Origin of the sequence: Ruegeria sp. Alg231-54 (assembly GCF_900143525.1) — a bacterium.
In the GTDB taxonomy this organism is placed as follows: Bacteria; Pseudomonadota; Alphaproteobacteria; order Rhodobacterales; family Rhodobacteraceae; genus Ruegeria.
The window spans coordinates 412,617-433,194 of the sequence record NZ_FREZ01000001.1; the positions used below are offsets into that span (position 1 = coordinate 412,617).

Sequence of the window (20,578 nt, forward strand, 5' to 3'; positions counted from 1 at the left end):
TTCCGAACGAATCCCCTATGCTTGAGATAACCACTTTTGAGGATGAAACATGTCGCAGGACATTGACTATGGAACCCTGATGCATACCGCCATGCGCGGCCTCATTCAGAAGGTTCTGACCAACGTTTCTGAAAACGGTCTGCCTGGGGCGCATCATTTCTTCATCACGTTCGACACACGGCAGGACGGTGTTGAACTGGCCGATTGGCTGCGCGAACGTTACCCCGAAGAAATGACGGTCGTCATGCAGCACTGGTTCGAAAACCTTGATGTCGGCGACAACGGTTTCGCGATCACGCTGAATTTCGGTGACGCACCAGAACCGCTTTATATTCCGTATGATGCGATCAAAACCTTCGTGGATCCGTCGGTTGAATTCGGACTGCGTTTCGAAAGTCCGGAAGACGAAGAAGAGGTTGCGACCCATATCGTCGAAGAATCGATTGAGGTTGAGGAAACTCCGGTCCAGCAAGACGCGGATGTCGTTTCACTGGACAGCTTCAGAAAGTAGGCTCAGACTTACAAACCCCGCCTCTCGCGGGGTTTATTTTTTTTTGAGGAACGTATCGACCGAGCGGGATTTAATCCCGTTACGGAACCGCGAAAAGGACAGGTTCAGCCCACCGTCGGCCAGCGTGCGATCGAACTGCTGCAATTCATAGCCACCGTTTTCATCAATGAACAACGAAAACACCGTCAGAGTCTCGCCCTCGATCCGGCCCCAGACGAACGGTTCACCCTGCATCGGGTCCAGGGGCACCTCGTGACCAAACACATTGCGCTTCATCGCCGCTGAATACACGTCTGACCTGTCAGATTGCTTGAAATCGATCGAGAAGGATTGATCTTTGACCCGGCCATCCGGCTTATAGGTCGTGGTCTTCCAACTGACGTTGAACCCTTCTTTTGTTTCATGGATCGAAACGCTCATATCGCGTGGGGTTTCGGTACCATCATCGTCAACTAAGTTGGCTGAACCGACGTAATCCCCGATAAAGGGCGTGATGTCCCCGGCCTGGGCCTGAAGATTAGCAAAGACAAGCCAGAATACGGCACCCACCGCGAATGCGATAAGCCGCAGCGGATTAACCCGGTTAAATTGCAGCACCTGACCCTCCAGCGTTTTGATCTTGCTATTCTACCCCAGTCACAGGCGCACACAATGGTCCTAGTACCTGTGTATCAAAGAAAAATGCCCCACCCCAACGCCTATACCTTTGGTCTGCTTACGCTTATGGTGCGCGCAACTGGCCGATTGCGCGATGACGCCGTCACGGGTAAACGGCATACGACTGCATACTAGACGGAGTGACCGATGTCCCAGACCCGCACCGAATCCGACAGCTTTGGCCCGTTGGAAGTTCCCGCCGACAAATATTGGGGTGCACAGACTCAACGCTCGATCATGAACTTTCCGATCGGCTGGGAAAAGCAACCTGTCGCTATCGTGCGTGCGTTGGGCGTCATCAAAAAGGCCTGTGCGATGGAGAACAAAGCCATCGGCAAGCTGGATGCCAAGATCGCAGACGCCGTTATCCAGGCCGCGGGTGAAGTGATTGAGGGTAAGTTTGACGACAACTTCCCGCTGGTCGTGTGGCAAACCGGTTCGGGTACTCAGTCGAACATGAACTCGAACGAAGTGATCGCCAATCGCGCGATTGAAATCGTGGGCGGTGTGATCGGCTCGAAAGAGCCTGTGCACCCGAACGATCACTGCAATATGGGTCAGTCGTCAAACGACACTTTCCCGACGGCAATGCACATCGCCACCGCCATGAGCGTGCGCGACATATTGCTGCCCGGGCTTGAGAAATTTGCGTCAGCACTGGAAGCCAAAGCGAAAGAGTTCGCAGGAATCATCAAAATCGGCCGCACACACACTCAGGATGCGACCCCTTTGACGCTGGAACAGGAGTTTGGCGGCTATGCGCACCAGATCCGCCAAGGGATCGCTCGCGTCGAGGCTGCAATGCCCGGCATCTATGAACTGGCGCAAGGCGGCACCGCCGTCGGCACCGGTCTGAACACGCATGATGGCTGGGATGAGGCCGTCGCAAAGAACATGGCTGACATCACCGGCCTGCCCTTCGTTACCGCGCCCAACAAATTCGAAGCGCTTGCTGCCCATGATGCTATGGTCTTCCTGTCAGGCGCGTTGGCGACGATTGCGGGCTCTTGCTACAAAATCGCCAACGACATCCGTTTCCTGGGCTCTGGCCCGCGGTCTGGCTTGGGTGAGTTGATCCTGCCGGAGAATGAGCCGGGTTCGTCGATCATGCCCGGCAAGGTGAACCCAACACAGGCCGAGGCACTGACACAGGTGGCCGCGCATGTAATAGGCAACGATGCGGCGATGAAGTTCGCTGGCTCACAGGGTCATTTCCAGTTGAACGTCTACAATCCGATGATGTCGTACAATCTGCTGCAATCCATTCAGCTACTGGGTGATGCCACCGACAGCTTTACCGAGCGTATGCTGCTGGGCATCAAGGCCAATGAACCACGCATCGATAAGCTGATGAAGGAATCCCTGATGCTGGTCACGGCGCTGGCCCCGACCATCGGTTACGACAACGCCACTACTGTCGCCAAAACGGCGCATAAGAACGGCACGACCCTCAAGGAAGAAGCCATTGCGCTGGGCTTTGTTGATGAGGAGACATTCGATGCGGTCGTGCGGCCCGAGCACATGATCGGCCCCAAGTGATCGGGTGGCGTCAGCCTGCCTGCCTGTGCCTGCTTATTGCGGGCACAGCGAACTCAGCTCAGGCTGACCTGTTCGACCTGATCGACTCTCGGTTGGAATGGATGCAGGACGTTGCTGCGTTCAAACACGCCAATGACCGCCCGGTCGAAGACCTTGAGCGTGAAAAAGTCGTGATTGACAAAACCTTGGAACAAGCAGCGCTTGCGGGCGTTGACCCGGACAGCGCTCAGCTGTTTTTCGAAGCGCAGATCGAAGCCGCGAAAGAGATTCAATCCTGTTGGATTGAACGGTGGACCGAAGACCAAACCTCTGTTCCCGAAAGCTATGCGGATCTGACGACCGAGGTGCGCCCCGCTCTGTTGGATTTGGGCGGGCAAATCCTTGACACATTGTCAGATAAACCACCGGTCTCAACTGCGTCGCAGGCTGATTTTCTGGACACCGTGAATGTCGAGTGCCTTTCAGATGACAGCCGTGCGGAATTGTTCGATAGTCTGATCAAAGTGAGACATGCGCAATGACGGAACCGGTCAATCTGAAAAAATTTCGAAAAAAAAAAGCGCGGACCGAAAACAAGGCCCGCGCTGATCAAAATGCCGTTGCCTTTGGCCGCACCAAGGCCGAAAAGGATCTGGCAAAAAAGCAGCAACACAAGCTGAACCAAAACCACGAAGGCCGTAAGTTGGACAAATGAGCGGACGCCCGGTCAAACGATCCCTGACGCTGAAAGGCCATCGGACATCCGTATCGCTGGAAGATGAATTCTGGCAGGCGTTCCGAGCTATTGCCAATGAAAAAAAATTACCAATCAACGCTTTGGCAGCCGAAATTGATGTCGAGCGTGATCCGGAAATCGGACTTGCATCCGCCATAAGGGTTTTCATTCTGAACTGGTATCAATCCAAGTAAATCAGTCTTGCTCTGACATCCTGAAACCGCTTACAGTAAAAGGAACAAAAGGAGTACGAAGCGGTGGTTGATACAGTTCTAGGTCCAGACGGAAAACCACGCTGCGCGTGGTGTCAGGCCGCGCCCGAATTCTTTGACTACCACGATCAGGAATGGGGGTATCCGGTTGGTGACGACCAACGCCTATTCGAAAAGCTATGCCTCGAAAGCTTTCAATCCGGTCTAAGCTGGCGCACGATTTTGTCCAAGCGCGAGAACTTTCGGAAAGCTTTAAAAGCTTTTGATATCAACGCAGTAGCCGTGTTTGATGATGCAGATACAAAGCGCTTGTTACAAGATGCAGGAATTGTGCGACATCGTGGAAAGATCGAGGCCGTGATTAACAACGCACGCCGCGCGCAAGAGTTAATCGCAGCCGAAGGGTCTTTGGCCGCATATGTGTGGCGGTACGAGGCGGATACACCGCCTGCCCCGCAAACCGCTTCAACGTCGCCGGAATCTGTGGCGATGTCGAAAGACCTGAAGAAACGGGGCTGGAAGTTTGTCGGGCCGACGACCGTGTTTGCCTTTATGCAAGCAATGGGGCTGGTGAATGATCACGCCGAAGGTTGCGTCATGCGTGAAAAAGCGGCGCAGTTGCGCCGCGAATTCACCAAACCCCAATAGTGTTTAGATTGACGCGCGGAAAATCTTGTCGATGTTTCCGCCCAAGGCCGCGTTGAACTCGGAATCTGATTGCTTTTTTGACAATCCTTCGGTCAACGCGCGCGAGAAGGACGCGATCATCTTACCATTCTGGCCCAGCAGATCGCAGGCCTGTTCCGTCGAATAACCGCCCGACAGTGCAACCACGCGCAGAACACGCGGATGATCGGCCAATTCGTCATACAAGTTAGCCTGGTTAGGGATCGTCAGCTTGAGCATGACGTCCTGCCCGTCAACCAATTGATCAAGGTTTTTCAGGATTTCAGCCTTCAGGATGTCTTCTGCTTCGGCTTTTGTCGCCGAGTTGATGTTCACCTCGGGCTCAACAATCGGAACCATTCCTGCGGCTAAGACTTCACGCGCAACGTCAAACTGCTGTGCAGCAACGGCTGCGATGCCTTCAGCATTTGCCTCATGAATGACCGAGCGCTCCTTGGTGCCGAAAACACCGTCGGCTTTGGCCAGTGTTGCGGCCAGACCCGGGATGGGTTTCATCATCTGAACGCCATTCGCTTCGTCTTCCAAGCCTTTGTCAATCTTGAGGAAAGGCACAATACCCTTCGCTGACCACAAATAGTCGGCGACCTTTTGACCATCAATTTGCTCGCCCAGAGTGCGTTCGAACAGGATCGCGCCGATCACTTTGTCCTTGGTGAAATCATCCGCCAGAATGATCCGCGCGCGCATCTTCTGGATTTCACCGAACATTTCTTCGTCCGAGCTGTATTCAGATGCGTCCACGCCATAAAGCGCCAGCGCCTTGGGGGTCGAGCCACCGCTTTGATCCAATGCTGCGATGAATCCTGCGCCGTTGGACATTTGTGCGCGTTGTTCTGCTGATGACATAAGACTTTCCCGTTCAATATGATTCCGCGATTTCAAACCGCATACAGCAAGGCGTGATAGGATGGTAGTTTGTTAGCGCTCAACCAAGCGCAACCAAATTCCGTCTTTCGATCGGACGGTCAAATGCGCGACCGGAACCGGTGTTTGTCCCGCGACCAACTCGAACCGGAAGTGTCGCAACAGCATGGATAACAGAAGCGGCCCCTCGATCATGGCGAACCCGGCACCGGGACATACGCGGGACCCTGTCGAGAATGGAATGTACGCGTTGCGCTGACAGGTCTTTCCATTCTCAGTTCCCCACCGGGTCGGATCAAATTCGTCGGGACGTTCCCAGAGCCTTTCCTGCCGATGCAAATGCCACGGGCTGATCACGATTTGCGACCCTTCGGGGACAGCCCTGTTGCGGAAACGTTCGGGGCATTTCGCTTCACGAACCATCATCGGCACGGGCGGGTAAAGCCGCAGCGCTTCGCGGAACACATCCCGGCTAAGCTTTAGCCGCGACATTACAGAAAAATCGGGCGTGTCGAGCGCCGCAGCTTCCTCGGCCAGACTGTCCTGCCATTCGGGATACATGGCCATCAAGTACAACGTCCAGGCCAGTGCGGACGCACTGGTTTCGTGCCCGGCAAGAAAGAAGATCGCCACCTGATCGACCATTTCCTGCGTGTCAAACCCACGCCCGGTTTCGGGATCACGCGTGGTCATGATCTTGGTTGCCAGATCATCCGGCGCGCCACCACGAGCGATCAGTTCAGCCCGATCCGCCGTAAGTCGCTGGATTAGCGCCCTGATATCCTTTGCATTCTTCTTGGTGCGTCTTGAATGCAGCCGCGGCAACCACTTTGGCAGAGGGACAAAGGCCGCAATGTTCAGAATGGGTTGTTCACGCTGATAGCTGCGAAACTTGTCAAAAACCTGAGCGGCAATTTCGTGTTCGATGGGCACCGAAAACAAGGTGCGAAAGATGACATCCGCCGCGATATGGCTGGTGACCTCTTCAAGCTCAATGACACCACCTGACTGCGGACGCAACCGATCCACCGCTGCTTGACCAGCCGCATGCATCGCCGGAAAGGTATCTTTCAAACGACCGCCCTCGAACGCGGGATCAATGATCCTGCGCTGCCTCTTCCAGGTGTCCCCATTGGTCAGAAAGACAGAGTCCCCCAGCAACGGACGCAGCCCCTCACTTATGCGGTTAGATTTGGGAAAATCATCAGGGCGTTTTTTCAGAACTGTGTCGATCAATTCTGGCTGATTCACCAAGTATGATCGAAAAAACGGCGTGCGAAATTCAGCCATCCAGGCACGGTACAGCCTATGGGGTTGAGCTGACAGAATGTCCTTGCGAAACAACCTCAAATACCGCCAAAGCGATACTTTATCAGGGCGCGAAGTTGGCTTGGGCGGCGTCATGCCTTCACCGAAACGTATTTTGAGACTGGCTTATCCATCCGCGATTTCGACGGTGCCCGCCCATCAAACCTCTGACCTAAGGTTTGAGGCCCGGCAGTGATGCGAAAATAATCATACCGATCGGGCTTGTCGAAGGCGCAGAGATACTGGAAGTGCAGGCGGAAGAATTTCCATCGCAAGTTCTTCCAACGTTCGGGGGACAGGGTCTGTGTGAAGGCCGCAGACAGAACCAGAGGCCATTTCTTTTCGGCGGTGGTTACACCGCTGACGGAAACCGGATCGCACAGCGCAAAAGAACAGCCATCGCCGGGGGCCGAGACGTCGACCCAGGTCAGGCCTTCCTGCGTGGACAAGAATTGCAAATCCGCCCTCAAACCCTGCGCCTCGGGTAGAAAGGACACCATGGGCACGACCTGCCCCAATGTCAGGAACGAAAACGCGGGGCTATTGTCGCGCTGCCTGCTGTCTCGGATAACATCGGCCAGAACACTGACACCCAGATGGGCCCCTGAGCTATGGCCGACGACCAGCACCTCGTCTGCGTCTGAATTCAGCGCCTCTTGGATCAATGCACTGAATGCACGCAGGCGATTGCGTAATTCAACTGGCGTCGCCCCTTTGAGTTTCGCGGAATAGGCATAATCATGCATCAGGTAATAGGCAAAAAGTTGGCCGTCTTGCTGGCGAAACCAGCGCATCAGACCGTAGCCGGCACCAACTGCAAGTATTACGCCCAACCAATCGATAAACGGCGTCAAAACCCATGTCATGGCCCCGGCTAGCAAGATCGCCAACAGCATTTGAGCCACCAACATTCCAACCGGGTACAGTGCAGCAATCACCGGTCCTTTGCGCAGCTGCATCAGGCGCCACAGCGTTCCTGAGGACATATAGGTCCATGCGGTCTGCACCAATTGCAGATAGGTCGCCGGGATTGAGTTGGACATGCTGTCACGCACCAGATCCGACCAGACCAAAACACTCACATCGGCCTGAACTTCATCATCATCCTGCCGGGAAGTAACGTGCCATCCATATGGTCCATCGTCTGACTTGGCGGACACCGAAATCTCATAACCGGATATCTCCGCCTGCAGCGAGCCTTCGGTACGATAAAGCTCACGATACCGCCGCGGCGGTATCGGGTCATAGCCGGGAATATAAAATACCCGGCGTTTACACACCCGAGGTTGATTATTCTGACTGCTCATGGCCTTACCTTCTGCAGCGCAGGTTAACGCAGGCTAAGCGTCAAGGTAAGTCAGTTCAGCAGATCATCCGAAATTCGCCAGCGCCGGGAATGTCTCTAACAGCCACCAGCTGAATTCAGTGAACAGCCCTGTGATCAGCATGATGCCCACGAAGAGCAACAAGCCCCCCATCACCTTTTCGATCGTACCCATGTAAGGCTTGATCCGGTTCATCACCGACATAGACCGGTTCAGGAACATTGCAGCAAGCAGAAATGGAATACCCAAGCCCGCAGCATAGACGCCCAACAACAGGGTTCCCCGCGCGACCGAGGCCTCGGACGCGGCCAGCGACAAGATCGCCCCCAGCTGCGGCCCTATGCACGGTGTCCAGCCAAAAGCAAAGGCCAGACCAAGGATATAAGCGCCAAAAACTGATCCACCGGAATCACCGGTCTCAATCCGCGCTTCGCGGTCCAGAAACGGGATACGGAAGACGTTCAGAAAATGCAGACCAAAGACGATGACCACTGCGCCAGAGATCTTAGCGAACAACACCTGGTTCTGCAGGACAAACACCCCGAAGGCAGAAGCGGTGAAACCCAGCAACAAAAACACCGTAGACAGGCCCAGAACAAAGAACAGAGCGGCTAAGGTTGCCTTGCGGCGTGCTTTCGCCTCATCTTGCATTTCGTTGATCGTCACACCGCTCATATAAGCCAGGTACGGCGGAACGATGGGCAGAACGCAGGGCGACAGAAAGCTGATCAGCCCGCCCAGCATCGCGATGAACATGGCAGGCAGCAGACCCGCGTCTATGATATCTATTCCGAACATGTCCAAGCACATATGGTATGAGGCGACCAACGTCACGGGGCCAATCGGTCACATCCTCGTGGTTGCACGCTGGACACCCCGCCAAAGTGGAAATATCTGAACCTTATGTCAAATTCGTCAGAAACACTCGATGCGCTGGGTCTGTTGTGCCCTCTTCCCGTCCTGAAAGCGCGCAAGCGTTTGAAATCCATGCCTGCCGGGGCTGTTTTGCGCGTGCTGGCAGATGATCCTGCCGCCATAATTGATGTCCCGCATTTCTGCTCTGAGAGCGGGCACCAATTGCTGTCGCAGGAAGACGCGGACGGCTATCAGGTCTATTTGATCCAGAAATCTCACTAAGATCGGCCAAAAAGAAAAAGGCGGGCACCTGGCCCGCCTTTTCTTGTTACTGACCCAGTGACCACCAACCACGCCGCTTGGGTTTGGCGGGCTGCTCCGGCTCTTCGGCTACGACCTCCAGAACCGGCTCAGGGGCTTCTTCAACCATGATTTCCACTGGCTCCTGCGGGTCTTCTGCGGCCACTTCGGCCACAGGTTCGGGTTGTTCGGCCTCTGCAGGTTCAACCTTTTCTTCAACGACGCTTTCCGCCTCGGGCACGGGTTGCTCTGCTGCCGTTTCGGCCTGTTCAGCCTTTTCGGCGGTTTCGACAGGAGCTTCAACAGGTGCGTCTGTCGCACCAGTTTCCTCGGCCGGTGCTTCAGGGCTTGCGGCCTGGGCATCCTTGCTCACAACAGCTTCAGCGGCGACTTCCTTCGTAGCTTCAACAGGTTCCGCGTCCTTCTTCTTGCGGCGCGGTGCACGGCGACGCTTGGGCTTGGCCGCTTTTTCTTCTTCGGCAGGCTCAGATGCTTCACCCTCGGGTTTTGCGTCATCCGCCGTTTCGGTTTTGGCTTCATCCGATTCCTCGGACGCCGCCGCGTCACCCTCTTCAGCGTTCAACTCGGGAGATTCGTCAGAACCATTGCTCTTTTTCCGACGGCGGCGGCGACGCTTGCGCTTAGGCTTGGTTTCCTCTTCGGCCTGAACGGTGGTTTCCTCTTCGGCCGGCTCATCCTCTCTGGCGTCGACAAGATCCATCAGGGACGCATCCACGGAAACAACGGGCGCGCTGGCTTCGGGAACGATCCGGCTTGCCGTCTTGAATTTCTCCATCGAGAAATCCGGGCTGACCAGATGTACGTCGCCTTCAACACGTACAGACAGGCCATAACGGGCCTCAATCTGTGCGATATGCTCGCGTTTCTGGTTCATCAGGAAGTTTGCGATGCTGACAGGGCAACGAACAAGCACCTCGCGCGAACGACGGCGTGTGCCTTCTTCCTCGATCTGACGCAGGATCGACAGCGCCATGTTGTCGTCCGACCGGATCAGACCCGTTCCGTGGCAAGCCGGGCATGGCTGAGTCGTGGCCTCCAACATGCCGGGACGCAGACGCTGGCGGCTCATCTCCATAAGGCCAAAGCCCGAGATACGGCCGACCTGAATACGCGCACGGTCTGTTTTCAGCCGTTCTTTCATACGCTTTTCGACGGCGAGGTTATTCTTGCGCTCGTCCATGTCGATAAAGTCGATGACGATCAGACCGGCCAAGTCGCGCAGACGCAACTGGCGGGCCACCTCTTCCGCGGCCTCAAGGTTGGTCTTGAGCGCGGTTTCCTCGATCGAGCCCTCTTTGGTCGCCCGACCCGAGTTCACGTCGATCGCAACCAGCGCTTCGGTCACACCGATCACGATGTAACCACCCGATTTCAGCTGAACGGTCGGGTTGAACATGCCCGCCAGATAGCTTTCGACCTGATAGCGTGCAAACAGCGGCAGCGCATCCTCGTACCGTTTCACGTTCTTCGCGTGTGACGGCATGATCATCTTCATGAAGTCTTTGGCGATGCGATAACCGCCTTCACCTTCGACCAGAACCTCATCAATTTCGCGATTATAGAGATCACGGATCGACCGTTTGATCAGATCGCCTTCTTCATAGATTTTCGCGGGCGCAATGGATTTCAGCGTCAGCTCGCGGATCTGCTCCCACATGCGCTGCAGGTATTCATAGTCTCGCTTGATCTCAGATTTCGTCCGCTTGGCACCGGCTGTCCGGATAATCAAACCTGCACCGGTTGGAACGTCAATTTCCGCAGCAATTTCCTTGAGCTTTTTACGGTCAGGTGCGTTGGTGATTTTGCGACTGATCCCGCCGCCACGAGCCGTGTTCGGCATCAAAACGCAATAGCGGCCCGCCAAAGACAGGTAGGTGGTCAGGGCAGCGCCCTTGTTGCCACGTTCTTCCTTGACGACTTGCACCAGCAAGACCTGACGGACCTTGATAACCTCTTGAATCTTATAGCGACGTGGCCGCGGCTTGCGAACCGGGCGAATATCTTCGCTGTCATCCTCGTCGGCGACTGATTCAATCGAATCGTCCTTCGCGGTGGCATCGGCTCGCGCTTCTTCTTCAGACTTGCCCTCGTTTTCTTCGGTCGCGTCCTCCGAAGCTTCAGGTGCATCTTGTGCCTCTGCTTCGTTAACTGCGTCATCGGACTTGTCGGCAGCTTCTTCATCTTTGGCTTCTGTCGCCTCGATAGCAGGCGCATCAGAGCTATCCGCTGCCTCGCTATCGTCTTCCGACAACACACCTTCGGCTGCACCTTCAGCGTCTGCTTCAGACGCCCCCGCATCATCAACAGGCTCTTCCACCGGTGTTTCAGAAACGCGATCTGCCGGGGATGTGCCCTCAAGGTCCGGGCCATCAGCGCCGTCTTCGCTTTCGTCGAGATCAATGGTTTCCATACCGGTGGGTTCGTTCGATACTTCAATCGACTCGACCGCATCGTCAGACTTAACGTCCGCAGCCTTCGACCGCGACCGTGCCCGGCGTTTCTTCGGCTTGGCCTCTTCGGCTTCGTCACGCGCTTTCATTGCCTCTGCATAGGCGCGCTCTTCTTCCATCAGCGCTTCGCGGTCAGCAACCGGAATCTGATAGTAGTCCGGATGGATTTCCGAAAACGCCAGGAACCCATGCCGGTTCCCGCCATAATCCACAAAGGCCGCCTGAAGTGACGGTTCGACCCGGGTTACTTTTGCAAGATAGATGTTGCCAGCAAGCTGGCGTTTGTTTTCGGATTCAAAATCGAATTCCTCGACCTTGTTTCCGTCAACCACCACGACGCGGGTTTCCTCCGCGTGGGTGGCATCGATAAGCATTTTCTTAGCCATGTGTCCTTGGTGCACCGCGCCAAACGCGTTGTCCTTACCCGTCCGGGGGGACAGGCGCTTTTGGGGTGGTGTCTTGTCAGGGCGATTTCGGACGGCGCGCGGCAGGGTCTGGCGCTGTGGCCCCCTGCCCGTATACTCAATCGTTGCGCGCGCGTCATCGCGGTTCTTCTCCGACAGGCGCAGATCTAACCGCCGCCTGCCCATTTATTCCTTTCGCCCGCTGATGCGGGCTCAGGCGTTCATCTGCCCCTATGGGGCATAATCGGTCTGCTCTGCCTTGCGGGATTGATCACCATCAACGGCAGAGCAGCGAAACTCAAAGATTCGGGACTTTTGGGCGCAAATTAGCCCTGCCCGTCCAGATACAATAAAAGCAGTCCTGTGGAAAACACAATGGGCAAACTGCGAGAAGAACAATACAAAGCCCCGGGATCACTTCATCTGGCCAGAAATATCCCGGGGGTAATTTGAGCCGCAGGCTCAAGAGGGGGCTGGCCCCCACTCTTTCTCACAAATAGTCCGAGCGCTGCAGCCCGTATTTCGCCATTTTCTCGTTCAAGGTCCGGCGTGGCAGGCAAAGTTCGTCCATCACAGACGCAATCGATCCCTTGTGCCGCCGCATTGTATTGTCGATCAACATCCGTTCGAACGCCTCAACATACTCCTTAAGCGGTTTGCCTTCGGTCGTCATGACGGGCTGCATCTCTTCGTGATCAGACATCAACAGCGACGCAATCGTCCCCGACCCACGCCGCGATTGAAGAACAGCCCGTTCCGCGATGTTGATCAACTGCCGCACATTTCCCGGCCATGGCGCCTGTAACAGCTGCGCCGCTTCTTGAGCACTCACCTGCGGCGCTTCGCAGCCGTACTCTTCAGAAAACTGCTCGCTCAGACGGGTGAACAGCGTCAGGATGTCCTCGCCACGCTGACGCAATGGCGGCATCGTGATCCGCAGCGCCGCAAGGCGATAGAACAGGTCCGGGCGCAGAACGTCTTCGCTGGTCTTTCCTGCTTCTTGAAGGTTGGAAATCGCAATGATCCGCGTTTCAGCCGGGGTGCCCTGATCATTCATCACGCTCAACAGGCGGGCCTGCAGCGTATCGCTCAGTGCTTCTACGTCTTCCAGCACAAGTGTACCGCCCCGCGCCTCTTCGATCGCAGGCAACTGCGCATCTTCCGGCATCATTGGGCCAAACAGGCGTTTCGACAGCGCCTCTTCCTCAAGCGCGGCACAGGATACAAGAACGAACTTCTTGCCAGCCCGGCTGCCAACTGCATGCAACGCGTGGGCCACGAGTGTCTTACCGGTGCCGGTCTCACCATCGATCAGTACATGGCCATCGGCCTGGCCCAGATCGAGGATATCTTCGCGCAGACGCTCCATGACCGGGCTGGCCCCGATCAGTTTGTTCATGATCTGGGTTCCACCTGACAGTTCGCGCCGCAGGGCACGGTTGTCCAAGGTCAGTCGGCGCGCGTTGCTGGCGCGTTTGGCCAGTTCCGACATGCGATCAGGGTTAAAAGGCTTTTCAAGGAAATCAAACGCCCCTACGCGCATCGCTTCCACTGCCATTGGCACATCGCCATGACCAGTGATCATGATGACCGGCAACGTGCTGTCAGCCCCCATCAGCTTTTTCAGGAGCTGAATGCCGTCCATGCCCGGCATTTTGATGTCCGAGATCACGATACCCGGATATTCCGGTCCCAACACTTTCAGCGCGTCCTCTGCGCTGGCGAAGGTTTCCGTGTCATATCCCGACAGTGCCAGCCATTGGCTGATCGACTGGCGCATGTCCTGTTCGTCATCCACAATGGCGATCTTCATGGCCTGTGCCATAGTCATTCCTCGTTATTCCGCGGCCTCAAGGCCGTCGCTTCCCAGTATCGGCAACTGCATCTCGAACACGGCCCCGCCTTGCGGGCTGTTTCGTGCTGTCAGCCGTCCACCATGGTCGTTTACGATCCCGGATGAGATGGCAAGCCCCAGACCGACCCCGTCGCCGGGTTGTTTCGTAGTATAGAACGGTTCGAACAGATTTTCGATGTTCTCGATTCCATAGCCGTTATCGCGGACTGTCAGCACCGCCGTATCGCCCGCTGCCAGTATGATTTCGATATCCGGTTCGGATACTGATTTGGTGGCGTCCAGCGCATTGCGCAAGAGGTTCACCATTACCTGCTCGATCCGCATCCGATCGCCCATAACTGACACTGGTTCGTCGGGCAGAATCTGGGTGATCTTGACGTGACGCTGGCGCAGCTGCGGCTCCATCATGGACAGAGACGATGCCAGTGCTTCACTAAGATTTACTGGGGAAAACGTATCCGCACCCTTCCGCGCATAAGATTTGAGCTGGCGGGTAATCGCCCCCATCCTTTCGATCAGACCATCGATCCTACCAAAGCTTGCCAGCGCCTCTTCCGGCCTATTCCGACGCAGCAAAAGACGCGCGCCAGCCAAGTAGGTCTTCATTGCAGCCAGAGGTTGATTTAGCTCATGACTCACGGCCGCCGACATCTCGCCCAAAGCGGCCAGTTTCGAGCTTTGCGCCAGCGTCTGTTCGGCAACTTCCAGTGTTTTTTCAACCCGTTCCCGCTCAGCAATTTCCCGCTTTAGCCTTGAGTTCAATGCGCGAAGCTCTGCCGACTCGCGTTGGAACAACGCCATGCGGAACGTGGCTCGGCGGCTAAGCGCGTAGAAGGCCAAGGCCAGAAGAATCGCAAAACCCATGATCTCAAGCGCGATAACACTGTTCACTTTTTCCCGAATCGACTCGTAGGTGGTGAACGAGGTCATTTTCCAACCGCGAAACGGGATGCGCGTTTCCATCCGCATCACTGCCTCGCCCTGCAGGTAGGCGTCTGGCGGCAAGGCGGTCCAGTCGGTCGTGGCACGAATTGCACGCTGGATAGCACCTTGCGCCGGCTGGCGCAGCAATGCGGCGTTTTCTTCAAGCCCGCGCCATTGCGGTTCAGTCGACAGAATGATCGTCCCGGTGCTGTCCGTCACCATCACAGCGTCGGAAATACCTGCCCAGGCGCGCTCGAATTTCTGCAGGTCAACTTCGACCACGATAACGCCAAGAACCTCGGCGTTTGCCTCCATTCGTCTTGAATAGACAAAGCTGTAGCCGCCCGAATCTTTTTCAATCACCGTGAATATTGTCGAATTCGCCCTCACCGCATCAATGAAATACGGCGAACTCCGGTGTGGCTCTCCCAAACGCGCGCGATCAGTGGCCGCAACAGTACGGCCATCACCGTCCAGCAACATCAGCGAGGCCGCGCCGATCTCTTCAACAAACGAGATCAAACGCTGGGTGGACAGCGAATAATCACTGGACTGCAGCGCGGAAATCAATGTGGGGTCGCGCGCTAAAAGCTGCGGAACAATTGCATTTCGGCGCAGTTCGCTCAGCAAGTTGCCTGAATACAGCGCCAGTCGCACTTCGGCCCGGTTTCGTGTGGATTCGGTAAACCGGTCCGTCAGTAGACGGTTGGTTACATAAACCGTGGTAACCGTTGCGATCAAAAGAAAGATAACCGCCAAGCGCAGCCGCCAACCCAATGGCGCACCACGAAACGGTTTTGTCAGAAAGGACCAGCCAGAGCGAACTTCGGAACTCATCCCGGAAAGTTACGCGGGCTGGATCGTAAGCTCAAGTCACGCCGGAGTAAGAATGCCAGACAATGCGCGGAACAATGCCGTTCCGTCCGTTCCGCCATGGCCGTCGTCTGCCGCACGTTCAGGGTGTGGCATCATTCCCAGCACCCGACGGTTTTCAGACAGGATACCGGCAATATCTCCAACCGAGCCGTTCGGATTCTCGGTATAGGTGAACGCGACCCGATCCTGATCCTGCAGTTTGGCCAGTGTGGCGTCATCCGCAAAATAGTTACCATCATGGTGCGCGATCGGAATACCGATCACATCGCCCGCATTGTAACCTTCGGTGAAGGCACTGTCGCTGGTTTCCACCTTCAGGCCAATCGTTCGGCAGATGTATTTCAGACCGGCATTTCGCAGCAACGCACCCGGCAGGATGCCGGTTTCTGTCAGGATCTGAAACCCATTGCAAACACCAACGGCATAACCGCCACGTTTGGTATGATCGACCACGGCCTTGCAGATCGGCGACTGTGCGGCGATGGCACCGCAGCGCAGGTAGTCGCCGTAGGAAAAGCCACCCGGAACACCGACGATATCCACACCTTCGGGCAGCGCGGCGTCCTTGTGCCAGACCATATCGACCTGAAAACCAGCCTGTTCGAAAGCGACGGCAAGATCCCGATCACAATTGGACCCTGGGAATACGATGACAGCTGCGCGCATGGCGGGGCCTCCGGGGATAAGGTTCAGACCAGTTCGACTTCGTAGCGTTCGATGACCGTGTTGGCCAACAGCTTTTCGCACATCTCGGTGATGTCCGCCTCGGTCGCGCCTTCGGCCAGCTCAAGGTCGATCACCTTGCCCTGCCGCACACCTTCGACCTGATCAAAGCCCATGGCACCCAATGCGTGACGCACCGCCTCACCCTGCGGGTCGAGGACCCCGTTCTTGAGCATTACATGCACACGTGCTTTCATTCGCGCAACTCCACCTGAGGGCCGATGTTGTCGGCCCGTTCCGTTGCGCGGGGGATAACGCGCTGGAAGGCGTTCGACAACCCTTCTTGAAGTGGGCAGATGACCGCACTTACACCCGCTACCCGCCACCACCGGAATTCAAACCGGGATAGTGCGCGTCGATTGCATTGAACGTGCCTGTCAAAACCATCTCGATTGCGACCGCCACAAGTATGAGAGCCATGACCCGGGTGATGACATTAATCATCGTCATACCCAATAGGCGCGAGATCGGATCGGCGAACAACAAGCCAAGGCCAACGATCAAACAGGCGATCACGATTGCCGTTCCAAGGGTTACTACTTCGGCACCATCGCTAAGCGTATGAGAGTAAACGATTGTTATCGCAATAGTGCCAGGCCCGATAGTCAACGGAATAGCAAGTGGTACAACGGCGATGTTTTCTTTTTTCCTATGCCCATCCTCTACAGCTTGCTGATCCCCTTGCGGCCTGTCCGACGCGTTCAGCATCGACATACCAATTCCGAAGATGATTAGCCCCCCGGCAATACGGAACGAAGGTATGTCGATCCCAAACACAGCCAGGATCTCTTCTCCGATCACAACCGCTATCAAACCGACTATAATCACCGTCCCTGTCACGATAAACGCTACCCGCCGACGTTCGGGGGCCGAATATCCTTTTGTCATGCTAAGAAAAATCGGGATTCCGTAGAGCGGGTTGAAAATAGCCAGAAGGGCTGCAAGGAATTTTAGAAAAACTGCCTGATCAAACAATTCGGCCATGTATAGCGCCACCCTCGTTTTCGTATTTGCCCGACAATGCCGGACAACCGGTAACCCTGTCAAACCGCTAGATACAAAGAAAAAAGCACCGCTTTGGGTAAAGCGGTGCTTTTAACAATATGCGGTTCGCCTGTGTGATCAGTTGATCAGCGTAGGCTTAGCGACGTTACTTTTCGGCAAAACGCCCAGCCGGCGTGCGACTTCGGAATAGGCGTCCGTCAGACTGCCCAGATCGCGGCGGAATACGTCTTTGTCCAGTTTTTGACCGGTTTCGATATCCCACAGACGGCAACTGTCGGGGCTGATTTCATCGGCTACGATCAAACGCTGGAAATCCCCGTCATAAACACGGCCAATCTCGATCTTGAAATCGACCAGACGAATGCCGACAGCCAGCATCATGCCGCTCATAAAGTCATTGACGCGCAGCGCGAGGCTCAGGATATCGTCCATGTCCTGTTGGCTGGCCCAACCAAAGGCAGCGATGTGTTCCTCGGTAACCAGCGGATCGCCCAACGCGTCGTCTTTATAGCAATATTCGACAATCGGGCGCGGCAGTTGTGTACCTTCGGCAATGCCCAAACGTTTCGACATTGTTCCCGCGGCATAGTTGCGAACGATAATTTCAAGCGGAACAATCTCGCAATTGCGCACCAATTGCTCACGCATGTTCAGGCGACGGATGAAGTGGGTCGGAACACCAATCTGGTTGAGGCCGTTCATGAAGAACTCGCTCAGACGGTTGTTCAGCACACCTTTACCGTCGATGACGTCTTTCTTTTCCGCATTGAACGCGGTGGCATCATCCTTGAAATACTGCACAATGGTGCCAGGCTCTGGGCCTTCATACAGAATTTTGGCCTTACCTTCGTAGATCTTTTTGCGACGCGCCATGAGCGACCTTTCCAGTCCGGGGCGAGGGAATGAGTCCCTTCGCGTTGGCGCCCTCATAGTCCAAGCCCCCCTTTCCCGCAAGTTCAGCGGACCGAGAGGCTTTGACGCAGCGCAATTCCCTTGCACAGGCGCTCAGCTATAGTCATATCATCAATTAAGAAGATGTAAGCTATGAGGTCCGCAAACAATGACCACTTTTGACGAACGCGAAAACGCTTTTGAAGCAAAATTCGCTCATGACGAAGAAATGCAGTTCAAAGCACAAGCGCGCTGCAACAGATTGTTGGGCCTCTGGGCCGCAGAAAAGATGGGCAAGTCCGGCGAGGACGCCGAAGCCTATGCCAAAACCGTAGTAATCGCCGATTTCGAAGAGGCCGGGCACGAAGATGTTGTGCGCAAGGTTTCCGGTGATTTGGGCGCGCTATCGTCCGACGAGGAAATCCGCGCAAAAATGGCCGAGCTTTTGCCTGAAGCCAAAGCACAGGTCCTGAGCGAAACCGAATAAAAAACACTCGGCTCATGATCTTCATGAGTTTTATGAATTTGATTTGATGCCCCGGTCATGAGACACGGGGCGTCTCAATTTATAACGGCCCTATTCGGCTATTTGGGAATACCCCCATGACAAATGCGCTCAATAAACTTCTGGAAACAAATGATGCTTTGCTGGCCGATGGTGCCACGGGCACGAACTTGTTCAATATGGGCCTGCAATCAGGTGACGCGCCCGAACTGTGGAATGTCGAAGCACCGGATAAAATCCGCGCTTTGTACCAAGGTTCGGTTGACGCCGGCAGCGACTTGTTTCTGACCAACACCTTCGGCGGCACATCCGCGCGCCTGAAACTGCACGACGCCCATAACCGGGTTGGTGAGTTGAACCGGATCGGTGCCGAACTGGGCCGTGAAGTGGCGGACAAGTCTGGACGCACCGTTGTTGTCGCAGGTTCGGTTGGTCCCACCGGTGAGATCATGGAGCCGATTGGCAGCCTGTCCCATGCCGGCGCTGTTGAGATGTTTCACGAGCAAGCCGAAGCACTCAAAGCTGGCGGCGCGGACGTTCTATGGGTCGAAACCATCAGCGCACCCGAAGAATTCAGAGCGGCGGCAGAAGCTTTTGCGCTGGCCGACATGCCCTGGTGCGGCACTATGAGCTTTGACACTGCCGGACGTACCATGATGGGTGTGACCTCTGCTGAACTGGCCCAACTGGTCGAGACCCTGCCTAATCCGCCGATCGCTTTTGGGGCCAACTGCGGCACCGGTGCGTCAGACATCCTGCGTACTGTGCTTGGATTTGCGGCGCAGGGCACGGAACGCCCGGTGATTTCCAAAGGTAATGCGGGCATTCCAAAATATGTCGATGGCCATATCCACTATGACGGCACACCTGAATTGATGGGGCAGTACGCCGCGATGGCACGGGATGCGGGTGCCACGATCATCGGCGGGTGCTGTGGCACCATGCCAGATCACCTGCGCAAAATGCGCGAGGCACTGGATACAACTAGCCGCGCCACGCGCCCGACACTGGATCAGATCACGGATGCTTTGGGCCCGTTCTCATCAGCCTCGGACGGTACCGGAGACGATGCGGCAGTGCCCGAACGGCGCAATCGCCGTAGGCGTCGCGCTTAAAGCCTTCAGCGCCCCTCGAATTTCGGGGGGCGTTTTTCCATAAAGGCTACGACGCCCTCGGCAAAGTCGCGCGACCGGCCGCAATCACCCTGCAAATGCGCCTCTATCTCCAGTTGCTGCGGCAGAGTGTTGTCGTAAGTTCCGCGGATCGCCCGTTTGATCGCGCCAAATGCGATGGTTGGACCGTTGGCCAGATAAGCGGCCCTCTTGCGCCAATGCGCGTCGAAATTGTCGTCGGCCACCGCTTCCCAGATCATGCCCCATTCATCCGCCTGTTTAGCGCTGATCTTGTCGGCAAACAGCGCCGCACCCATGGCTTTGGCGAACCCCATCTGGCGTGGCAGGAACCATGTGCCGCCCGCATCTGGCATCAGGCCGATACGGGAAAACGCCTGCAGGAAATACGCACTTTCAGTCGCAATCACCACATCAGCGCTGAGCGCAATGTTCGCCCCGGCCCCGGCAGCTGGTCCGTTGACGGCTGCGATAGTTGGGACCGGACAGTTGTAGATGGATTCCAGCATGGGATCGTATTCGTCGCGCAGTGTGCGTTCCAGATCAATCCGGCCAGTGCTGGAAGAATCGCCCAGGTCCTGACCCGAGCAGAAGGCGCCCCCTGCCCCTGTCACCACGATTGCCCGCGCATGCCGGGCTGCATGTGTCATCGCATGGGTGACCTCGGCCCGCATCTGCGCGGTCAACGCGTTCATCTTGTCGGGCCGGTTCAGGGTTACCACTGCCAGATTGTCAGTGATTTCCAGCAGTATAGCCTCATAGTCCATGTAGTCCTCTCCCCATGCTCACGGCATTAGGGAACCCTGACTCAATTCAAGACG

The 20,578-nt window shown here is 55.9% G+C and carries 22 protein-coding genes; 9 read left to right on the forward strand and 13 right to left on the reverse strand.

Features of this window, described 5'->3' with window-relative positions:
* The first annotated feature begins 49 nt into the window (after nucleotides 1–49).
* Entirely contained in the window at nucleotides 50–511 is a 462-nt protein-coding gene (locus DHN12_RS02120) for an SspB family protein (protein WP_058271556.1), read from the forward strand.
* 33 nt (nucleotides 512–544) lie between these two features.
* Here the strand turns inward: DHN12_RS02120 and DHN12_RS02125 are convergent, their stop codons facing one another.
* Nucleotides 545–1,108: a hypothetical protein gene (locus tag DHN12_RS02125; RefSeq protein ID WP_306418387.1), complete on the reverse strand. Its 564-nt coding sequence runs from the start codon at nucleotides 1,106–1,108 to the stop codon at nucleotides 545–547.
* Nucleotides 1,109–1,315: 207 nt separating this feature from the next.
* Between DHN12_RS02125 and fumC the strand changes: the two genes are divergently transcribed.
* The 5 genes from fumC to DHN12_RS02150 all read left to right on the forward strand — a co-directional run bounded on the left by fumC (nucleotide 1,316) and on the right by DHN12_RS02150 (nucleotide 4,282).
* The gene (fumC, locus tag DHN12_RS02130) at nucleotides 1,316–2,707 is read left to right on the forward strand and encodes a class II fumarate hydratase (RefSeq protein WP_108858680.1); all 1,392 of its coding nucleotides are present in this window, start codon (nucleotides 1,316–1,318) and stop codon (nucleotides 2,705–2,707) included.
* Entirely contained in the window at nucleotides 2,704–3,228 is a 525-nt protein-coding gene (aroQ, locus tag DHN12_RS02135) for a gamma subclass chorismate mutase AroQ (protein ID WP_159089948.1), read from the forward strand. The genes fumC and aroQ overlap by 4 nt, the downstream gene beginning before the upstream one ends.
* Nucleotides 3,225–3,401, forward strand: a complete 177-nt coding sequence (locus DHN12_RS02140) for a DUF4169 family protein (RefSeq protein ID WP_108858682.1) — start codon at nucleotides 3,225–3,227, stop codon at nucleotides 3,399–3,401. The genes aroQ and DHN12_RS02140 overlap by 4 nt, the downstream gene beginning before the upstream one ends.
* The gene (locus DHN12_RS02145; RefSeq protein ID WP_108858683.1) at nucleotides 3,398–3,616 is read left to right on the forward strand and encodes a ribbon-helix-helix domain-containing protein; all 219 of its coding nucleotides are present in this window, start codon (nucleotides 3,398–3,400) and stop codon (nucleotides 3,614–3,616) included. Before DHN12_RS02140 ends, DHN12_RS02145 begins: the two co-directional genes overlap by 4 nt.
* Nucleotides 3,617–3,679: 63 nt before the next feature.
* Nucleotides 3,680–4,282 carry a DNA-3-methyladenine glycosylase I gene (locus DHN12_RS02150; protein WP_108858684.1) on the forward strand — a complete coding sequence of 201 codons (603 nt, stop codon included), beginning with the start codon at nucleotides 3,680–3,682 and terminating at the stop codon, nucleotides 4,280–4,282.
* Between the two features lie 3 nt (nucleotides 4,283–4,285).
* Here DHN12_RS02150 and DHN12_RS02155 read toward each other — a convergent pair whose 3' ends face one another.
* The 4 genes from DHN12_RS02155 to DHN12_RS02170 all read right to left on the reverse strand — a co-directional run bounded on the left by DHN12_RS02155 (nucleotide 4,286) and on the right by DHN12_RS02170 (nucleotide 8,616).
* Nucleotides 4,286–5,167 carry a fructose bisphosphate aldolase gene (locus DHN12_RS02155; protein ID WP_108858685.1) on the reverse strand — a complete coding sequence of 294 codons (882 nt, stop codon included), beginning with the start codon at nucleotides 5,165–5,167 and terminating at the stop codon, nucleotides 4,286–4,288.
* Between the two features lie 72 nt (nucleotides 5,168–5,239).
* Nucleotides 5,240–6,589: a cytochrome P450 gene (locus tag DHN12_RS02160; protein ID WP_108858686.1), complete on the reverse strand. Its 1,350-nt coding sequence runs from the start codon at nucleotides 6,587–6,589 to the stop codon at nucleotides 5,240–5,242.
* Nucleotides 6,586–7,800, reverse strand: a complete 1,215-nt coding sequence (locus DHN12_RS02165; protein ID WP_108858687.1) for a hypothetical protein — start codon at nucleotides 7,798–7,800, stop codon at nucleotides 6,586–6,588. Before DHN12_RS02165 ends, DHN12_RS02160 begins: the two co-directional genes overlap by 4 nt.
* A gap of 63 nt (nucleotides 7,801–7,863) precedes the next feature.
* A complete protein-coding gene (locus DHN12_RS02170; RefSeq protein ID WP_058271899.1) occupies nucleotides 7,864–8,616 on the reverse strand; it encodes a cytochrome c biogenesis CcdA family protein in 753 nt (250 codons plus the stop codon).
* A 105-nt stretch (nucleotides 8,617–8,721) separates the two neighbouring features.
* Between DHN12_RS02170 and DHN12_RS02175 the strand changes: the two genes are divergently transcribed.
* Nucleotides 8,722–8,955 (forward strand): sulfurtransferase TusA family protein, encoded by a 234-nt coding sequence (locus tag DHN12_RS02175; protein WP_108858688.1) that lies wholly within the window; start codon nucleotides 8,722–8,724, stop codon nucleotides 8,953–8,955.
* Nucleotides 8,956–9,001: 46 nt separating this feature from the next.
* Here the strand turns inward: DHN12_RS02175 and DHN12_RS02180 are convergent, their stop codons facing one another.
* The 7 genes from DHN12_RS02180 to purC all read right to left on the reverse strand — a co-directional run bounded on the left by DHN12_RS02180 (nucleotide 9,002) and on the right by purC (nucleotide 18,104).
* Nucleotides 9,002–11,830, reverse strand: a complete 2,829-nt coding sequence (locus tag DHN12_RS02180; protein WP_108859080.1) for an Rne/Rng family ribonuclease — start codon at nucleotides 11,828–11,830, stop codon at nucleotides 9,002–9,004.
* 508 nt (nucleotides 11,831–12,338) lie between these two features.
* Nucleotides 12,339–13,673 carry a sigma-54 dependent transcriptional regulator gene (locus tag DHN12_RS02185; protein WP_108858689.1) on the reverse strand — a complete coding sequence of 445 codons (1,335 nt, stop codon included), beginning with the start codon at nucleotides 13,671–13,673 and terminating at the stop codon, nucleotides 12,339–12,341.
* Between the two features lie 12 nt (nucleotides 13,674–13,685).
* Complete coding sequence (locus tag DHN12_RS02190; protein WP_108858690.1) at nucleotides 13,686–15,464, reverse strand: ATP-binding protein; 1,779 nt, start codon at nucleotides 15,462–15,464, stop codon at nucleotides 13,686–13,688.
* 36 nt (nucleotides 15,465–15,500) lie between these two features.
* Nucleotides 15,501–16,169, reverse strand: a complete 669-nt coding sequence (gene purQ / locus DHN12_RS02195) for a phosphoribosylformylglycinamidine synthase subunit PurQ (protein WP_108858691.1) — start codon at nucleotides 16,167–16,169, stop codon at nucleotides 15,501–15,503.
* A 23-nt stretch (nucleotides 16,170–16,192) separates the two neighbouring features.
* A complete protein-coding gene (purS, locus tag DHN12_RS02200) occupies nucleotides 16,193–16,423 on the reverse strand; it encodes a phosphoribosylformylglycinamidine synthase subunit PurS (RefSeq protein ID WP_058271544.1) in 231 nt (76 codons plus the stop codon).
* A gap of 118 nt (nucleotides 16,424–16,541) precedes the next feature.
* Nucleotides 16,542–17,210: a MarC family protein gene (locus DHN12_RS02205; RefSeq protein WP_058271543.1), complete on the reverse strand. Its 669-nt coding sequence runs from the start codon at nucleotides 17,208–17,210 to the stop codon at nucleotides 16,542–16,544.
* Between the two features lie 138 nt (nucleotides 17,211–17,348).
* Nucleotides 17,349–18,104, reverse strand: a complete 756-nt coding sequence (purC, locus tag DHN12_RS02210; protein ID WP_108858692.1) for a phosphoribosylaminoimidazolesuccinocarboxamide synthase — start codon at nucleotides 18,102–18,104, stop codon at nucleotides 17,349–17,351.
* A gap of 187 nt (nucleotides 18,105–18,291) precedes the next feature.
* Between purC and DHN12_RS02215 the strand changes: the two genes are divergently transcribed.
* Both DHN12_RS02215 and bmt read left to right on the forward strand, forming a co-directional pair.
* Complete coding sequence (locus tag DHN12_RS02215; protein ID WP_108858693.1) at nucleotides 18,292–18,609, forward strand: DUF1476 domain-containing protein; 318 nt, start codon at nucleotides 18,292–18,294, stop codon at nucleotides 18,607–18,609.
* Between the two features lie 116 nt (nucleotides 18,610–18,725).
* Entirely contained in the window at nucleotides 18,726–19,742 is a 1,017-nt protein-coding gene (bmt, locus tag DHN12_RS02220; protein ID WP_108858694.1) for a betaine--homocysteine S-methyltransferase, read from the forward strand.
* Nucleotides 19,743–19,747: 5 nt separating this feature from the next.
* On the opposite strand, the gene DHN12_RS02225 is transcribed toward bmt, so the two are convergent.
* Nucleotides 19,748–20,524 carry an enoyl-CoA hydratase-related protein gene (locus DHN12_RS02225; protein ID WP_108858695.1) on the reverse strand — a complete coding sequence of 259 codons (777 nt, stop codon included), beginning with the start codon at nucleotides 20,522–20,524 and terminating at the stop codon, nucleotides 19,748–19,750.
* Between the last annotated feature and the right edge of the window lie 54 nt (nucleotides 20,525–20,578).